A 1,312-nucleotide genomic window follows, 5' to 3' on the forward strand; every position below is an offset into this window, starting at 1 on the left:
CCCGGCCGCGACCAGGGCCTGGGCGGCGACCTGGCCGCCGAAGACCCGGGGCACGACCGAGGCGCGGCTCTCGCCCCGGAAGATGTCCTGCTCGATCCGCTCCAGTGCGAGCAGACCGAGCAGGGACCGGAGTGCGTCGTTCACGTGCGCGGTGCCCTTACGGCCTAGATGTATTGATCACGAGCGTTGTTAACGCTGGCTGGTCTTGATCATGGCGAAGACCTCCGGTGTGGTGGAGCTGTCTAGGACTGCACCGCACGGAGGTCTTCGTGTCCCACCGTAATGCCCGGCTGACCGTTCACGGCAGGCGGCTGCTGGTCGAGCGCGTCCGTTCCGGGCGCCCCATCGCGCACGTGGCCGCCGAGATGGGCATCTCACGGCCCACCGCCCACAAGTGGCTGCGTCGCTGGAGAACGCAGGGCGATGCCGGGCTGCACGATCGCCCCAGCCGACCGCACACGACACCGCACCGGACTCCTCTCGCGGTGGAGGACCAGATCTGCAGGTTGCGCAAAGACCGGAAGCTGGGCCCGGCTCGCATCGCGCCGATCCTGGGCATGCCGGCCTCGACCGTCCACCGGGTCCTGGCCCGGCACGGCCTGAACCGCCTCGCCTTCCTCGACCGGCCCACCGGCCAGGTCATCCGCCGCTACGAACGCAGCAGGCCCGGCGAGCTCGTCCACGTGGACGTCAAGAAACTCGGCCGCATACCCGACGGCGGGGGCTGGCGCATCCACGGCCGTGCCGCCTGCCCCGACCGCCGCCGCACCACAGGCTTCGACTACATCCACTCCGCAGTCGACGACCACAGCCGCCTCGCCTACAGCGAGGTCCACCAGGACGAGAAAGCCGCCACCTGCGCGGCCTTCCTGCAGCGGGCCGCAGCCTTCTTCGCCGCCTGCGGCATCCTGCGCATCGAACGTGTCCTGACGGACAACGCCTGGCCCTACCGCAAGAGCTTCGCCTGGCGGCAGGCGCTTGCAGATCTCGGCGCAGCCGGCAAGCTCACGCGCATCTACCGGCCGCAGACCAATGGCAAGGTCGAACGCTTCAACCGCACCCTGCTCGACGAATGGGCCTACCTACGGCCCTACACCAGCAACGACGAACGAACCGCCGCACTGGACACCTTCCTGCACAGCTACAACCATCACAGGTGCCACACCGCACTCGGAGGCAAGCCACCCATCAGCCGCGTGAACAACCCTGCGGGTCAATACATCTAGGACGTGCTGGTGGGGGAGCGCTGCACTCGGTTTTGCGCCACACGGTTGTCCGGATTATCCCGCCGGGACGAGGCGCTGACCCCTGG

1 protein-coding gene and 1 pseudogene are annotated in these 1,312 nt (G+C 68.5%); one reads left to right on the forward strand and one right to left on the reverse strand.

What is annotated here, in order from left to right; all coding sequences use genetic code 11:
• Window positions 1-144: pseudogene (locus AAW14_RS39335) on the reverse strand (acyl-CoA thioesterase II); the annotation flags it as partial.
• A 125-nt stretch (window positions 145-269) separates the two neighbouring features.
• On the opposite strand from AAW14_RS39335, the gene AAW14_RS39340 reads away from it, so the two are divergent.
• Complete coding sequence (locus AAW14_RS39340; protein ID WP_265569263.1) at window positions 270-1,226, forward strand: IS481 family transposase; 957 nt, start codon at window positions 270-272, stop codon at window positions 1,224-1,226.
• Window positions 1,227-1,312: the final 86 nt, after the last annotated feature.

It is taken from the genome of Streptomyces hygroscopicus (genome assembly GCF_026168105.1).
GTDB lineage: Bacteria > Actinomycetota > Actinomycetes > Streptomycetales > Streptomycetaceae > Streptomyces > Streptomyces hygroscopicus_D.